General features: G+C 72.0%; 4 protein-coding genes. 1 reads left to right on the forward strand and 3 read right to left on the reverse strand.

The annotated features are described in order from the left end of the window. The 3 genes from G6030_RS13980 to G6030_RS13990 form a co-directional block, all read right to left on the reverse strand. A partial coding sequence (locus G6030_RS13980; protein ID WP_182643544.1) for a xanthine dehydrogenase family protein molybdopterin-binding subunit occupies positions 1 to 1370 on the reverse strand: 1370 nt, incomplete at its 3' end. Then, positions 1367 to 2398: a xanthine dehydrogenase family protein subunit M gene (locus G6030_RS13985; protein WP_182643545.1), complete on the reverse strand. Its 1032-nt coding sequence runs from the start codon at positions 2396 to 2398 to the stop codon at positions 1367 to 1369. The genes G6030_RS13980 and G6030_RS13985, both read right to left, overlap by 4 nt. Next, positions 2395 to 2928 (reverse strand): 2Fe-2S iron-sulfur cluster-binding protein, encoded by a 534-nt coding sequence (locus G6030_RS13990; protein WP_182643546.1) that lies wholly within the window; start codon positions 2926 to 2928, stop codon positions 2395 to 2397. Before G6030_RS13990 ends, G6030_RS13985 begins: the two co-directional genes overlap by 4 nt. 146 nt (positions 2929 to 3074) lie before the next feature. Here G6030_RS13990 and G6030_RS16895 point away from each other — a divergent pair, with 146 nt between their 5' ends. After that, the gene (locus G6030_RS16895; RefSeq protein ID WP_182643547.1) at positions 3075 to 4730 is read left to right on the forward strand and encodes a RecQ family ATP-dependent DNA helicase; all 1656 of its coding nucleotides are present in this window, start codon (positions 3075 to 3077) and stop codon (positions 4728 to 4730) included. Positions 4731 to 4822: the final 92 nt, after the last annotated feature.

Consider the following 4822-nt stretch of genomic DNA (forward strand, 5'->3'; position numbering starts at 1 on the left):
ACGCGGTAGCGGCCGCCGCCCTCCGCGCGGATCGTGGCCTGCGACCCGGGCTGCACCATGTGCGGGTACGCGGCGCTGGCGACGCCGTAGCCGACCAGCCAGCGACCGTCCCGGCGGGACGCCGGTGTCGCGGGGCGCTCGGACCACCCGAAGCGCTCGGCGCCCTCGCGCAGGCAGTCGACCAGACGCCGCGAGGACCACGGTCTACCGGACTCAGGGTCGGTCTCCGGGTCGTTGCGCACCCGCAACTCGATCGGGTCGAGCCCGCACGCCTCGGCGAGTTCGTCCATCGCGACCTCGGCCGCGAACGCACCCGGGGCCTCCCCCGGCGCCCGCATCCAGTACGGGGCCGGCACGTCCAGGGGGACGGCGTGGTGGAAGGTCCGGCGATTGGGCGCGGCGTACATCGAGCGCGACGGCACGGCCGACTGCTCGACGAACTCCTTGACCCGCGAACTCTGCGACCACGCCTCGTGACCGATCGCGGTGAGGCGGCCGTCCGCGTCGGCGGCCAACCGGATCCGCGAGACCGTCCGCGGGCGGTAACCTACGAAGACGAACATCTGCTGCCGGGTCACCGCATACTTGACGAGTCGGCCCGGCAGATGCATGGCGCCCAGCGCCGCCAACACGTCGTGGGCGTGCGGCGCGCCCTTGGATCCGAACCCGCCGCCGACGTGCGGGGCGATCACCCGGATCTGCTCGGCCCCCAGCCCGAGGACGGGCGCGAGCGTGGAGGCCACGCCGTGCGGGGACTGTGTGGAGTCGTACATGGTCAGCAACGGGCCGTCAGGGTCCCAGTGCGCCGAGACGGCGTGCGGCTCCATCGGGTTGTTGTGCTCCTCCGGCGTGGAGTAGCTCTGATCCACCACGTGGCCATGCGTCTGCGCGCGGGCGAGCGACGGCCCCATCTCGCCGGTCGAGGACGCGGGCTCGTAGCCGCCGTTGACCACCTCGGGCTCGTAGACGTCCGGGTGGTCGGTGCGGAAGCCGACGTCGTGGGGCTGCTGGTCGTACTCCACCCGCACCAGCGACTGCGCCCACCGGGCCGCCTCCGCCGTCTCGGCCAGGACGAGACCGATCGGCTGGCCGCGGTAGAGCACGTCGGTGTCCTGACAGATCACGTACTCGCGCTCGGAGGTGTCGGCCAGCCGCGGGGCGTTCCACGGCGTGAGGACGGCCAGCACCCCGGGCTGAGCCTCGGCATCGGCGGTGTCCATGGAGGAGACGGAGCCACGCGCGATGGTGGACGTGACCGGGTGGAGGAACACGGGCTCGCCGGGCCCGGTGTGTTCGAAGGCGTACTGCGCGGTCCCGGTGACCTTGGGGGGCCCGTCGAGCCGCGGGGTCGAGGTGCCGATGGCGCTCATCGCGGATCCTCCTCTCCGGTGGCGCCCGTGCGACCGCCCGCGGCCTCGGCCGCGAGGTCACGCAGGACGGCGATCATGGTCCGCCGCAGCAGGGGGATCTTGAACTCGGTCCCCTCTACGGGCGTCGCGTCCGCGAGTTCGGCGTCCGCCGCCTCGGCGAACGCGGTGGTCGAGGCGGCACGGCCGACGAGCAATTCCTCGGCCTTCGTGGCCCGCCACGGCTTGTGCGCCACACCGCCGCACGCGATCCGGACGCCGGTGATCACCTCGTCGTCGTCGATCTCCAGGTGCGCGGCGACGGAGACTATCGCGAAGGCGAACGACGCCCGGTCGCGGACCTTGCGGTAGGTGGAGACGGCGCCGGGAGCCGGCGGTGGCAGCTCCACCGCGACCACGAGCTCGTCGCGCTCGAGGACCGTGTCGAGATGCGGCCGGTCGCCCGGCAGGCGGTGGAACTCCGTGGCCGGTATCCGACGCTCGCCGCCGGGCCCGAGGGCCACCACCGTCGCGTCGAGCACGGCCAGCGCGATGGCCATGTCGGAGGGGTGGGTGGCGATGCAGTCGTCCGAGTGGCCGAAGACCGCGTGGTAGCGGGTGTAGCCGCCGATCGCGGAGCATCCGCTGCCCGGCTCACGCTTGTTGCACGGGGTGGTGACGTCCTGGAAGTAGACGCAGCGGGTCCGTTGGAGGAGGTTACCGCCGGTCGTGGCGAGGTTACGCAGCTGCGGCGAGGCCGCCGAGAGCAGCGCCCGACTCAGCACCGGGTAGCCCCTGCGAATGACGGGGTGTCCGGCCAGGTCGGCATTGCGCACGGTGGTGCCGATCCGCACCCCGCCCCCGTCCAGCTGGTCGACGGTGTCCAGCGGGAGCCGGGACACGTCCACGATGACGTCGGGGGTCGCCACCCCGAGCTTCATGAGGTCGACCAGGTTGGTGCCGCCGGCCAGCGGCCTCGCGCCGTCATGCTCGCTCAACAGCGCGACGGCCGCGTCGGTGTCCTCCGGGCGCTCGTAGCGGAACGGTCTCATCGCCGGGCCCCGTCCCGGTCGGCGGGCGCGGGGTCCCGGACCTGCCGTATCGCGGCGACGATGTTCGGGTACGCCGCGCACCGGCACAGGTTGCCGCTCATCCGTTCCCGGATCTCCTCGTCGGTCAGCTCGACCTCGGCGTCGAGGTCCTCCGTGACGTGGCTCGGGGCGCCCCGCCCGGCCTCGTCGAGCATCCCCACGACGCTGCACACCTGCCCGGGTGTGCAGTACCCGCACTGGAACGCGTCGGTATCGATGAACGCCTGCTGGACCGGGTGGAGCCCGTCCTCCGACAATCCGGCCGCCGTGACGACGTCCCGTCCGTCCTGTGCCACCGCCAGGGACAGGCAGGAGGTGACCCGGCGGTCGCCGACCAGCACGGTGCACGAACCGCATTGACCGTGGTCACACCCCTTCTTGGGCGAGTAGTTGCCGATCCGGTCGCGCAGCGCGTCCAGCAGCGTGGTCCGCGTGTCCACCGTGAGCTCGTGCTGCGCGCCGTCGACCCGGAGCGTGATGCGCATCTCCATGAGCCGACTGTAGGTGCGCCCGCGGGGTGGGCGCGACCGGTCCGCGGGGGGCGCACGCGGTGGCCGATGTCCGGCATGCGCTTACCCTCGGGTGTCCGGGACCATCCCACCGCGGGCCGCCCGACCGCGACGGAGAGGACGCACACGTGACGACGACGCAGGCCGAGCCCACCGATCCCCTCGAGGTGGCGGAGCGCGTCTTCGGATGGGACGATCTGCGGCCGCCGCAGGCCGAGGCGATCCGGGCGGCGGTGAGCGGCCGCGATGTGCTGGCCGTCCTGCCCACCGGTTACGGCAAGTCGGCGATCTACCAGCTCGCCGGGATCATGGCGGAGGGCCCGTGCATCGTGGTCTCCCCTCTCATCGCGTTGCAGACCGACCAGTGCGAGGGGCTCAACGAGCTCGCCGACGACGCCCCCACCCGATCGCTGGCGATCAACTCCTCGATGGGCGCTCGGGCGCAGGCCGAGGCGTGGGACGATGTCGTCGCCGGGCGCGTCGACTTCGTGTTCCTCACCCCCGAGCAGTTGGCCAAGCCCGAAGTCCTCGACCGCCTCCGCCAGGCGGGCCCGAGCTTCCTCGTCGTGGACGAGGCGCACTGCGTGTCCGCCTGGGGGCACGACTTCCGTCCCGACTACCTCCGCCTCGACACCGCACGTCACCGGATGGGGTCACCGACCGTCATCGCGCTCACCGCGACCGCCTCGACACCGGTGCGGGAGGAGATCCTCGACCGCTTGGCCATGTCCGACGCGCTCGTGCTCGCCGGCGGCTTCGACCGGTCGGAGTTGCACCTCGCCGTGCGGCGCCACGTGGAGGACGACGACAAGAAGGACGCGGTCGTGGAGCGGGCCGTCGAACTGGTCGGTCCCGGGCTGGTCTACACCGCGACCCGCAAGGCCACCGAGGACTACGCGGCTCGCATCGCCGAGCGCTCGGCCGCCGCGGACCGTCCGTTGAGGGTCCGCGCCTATCACGCCGGGCAGAAGGCGGCGGAGCGCGAGGAGACGCTGGGCGCCTTCCTCGACGGTCACCTCGACGTGGTGGTGGCGACGAACGCGTTCGGGATGGGCATCGACAAGGAGGACGTACGGTTCGTCCTCCACGCCGACATCCCCGACTCGCTGGACACCTATTACCAGGAGGCCGGGCGCGCCGGACGCGACGGCGAGCCGGCCACCATCGAACTGCACTACCGCAGCGAGGACCTCGGCCTCCGCAGCTTCTTCTCGTCTCACAGCGCGGACGAGGAGGTGATCCGAGCCGTCGTCCGTCACCTGCGCCGAGCGGACGGGCCGGTGCGACTGAGCAAGCTGAAGAAGGCCGTCGACGCGGGCGGGAAGCGTGTCACGGGCGCGGTCAACCTGCTCGAGGCGGCCGGCCTGCTCTCCTCCGGCAAGAAGGGGCTCGAGCTCGTCGAGGACGTGCGTCCCAAGGAAGCGGTGCGCCGCGCGGAGGAGATGTCCGAGACGCTCGAGAGAATCGATCGCTCCCGGATCGAGATGATGCGCGGGTACGCGGAGACCGACGGGTGTCGACGCCAGTTCCTGCTCGGATACTTCGGTGACGAGCTCGCCGATCCCTGCGGGAACTGCGACACCTGCGACGCCGGAACGGCCGTGGACATCACTCATGATGCGGCGGACTTCCCTCTCCAGTCCGCGGTGGTCCACCGGGAGTGGGGGGCGGGGATCGTCATGAGTGTCGACGACGACCGCCTCACCGTGTTCTTCGAGGAGCAGGGGTACCGGACGCTGTCCCTGGATCTCGTCCGTGAGCAGGAGCTGCTCACGCGGGCGTGACCGTCGGCGAGCCGGGCAGGCCGGCAGCGACGCCGGCGACGGTCTCGAGCCACCACAGCGCGGGCGCGCACGCCGCGGCCAGCGCCACGGCC

It is taken from the genome of Dietzia sp. E1, from assembly GCF_014145015.1.
In the GTDB taxonomy this organism is placed as follows: domain Bacteria; phylum Actinomycetota; class Actinomycetes; order Mycobacteriales; family Mycobacteriaceae; genus Dietzia; species Dietzia cinnamea_A.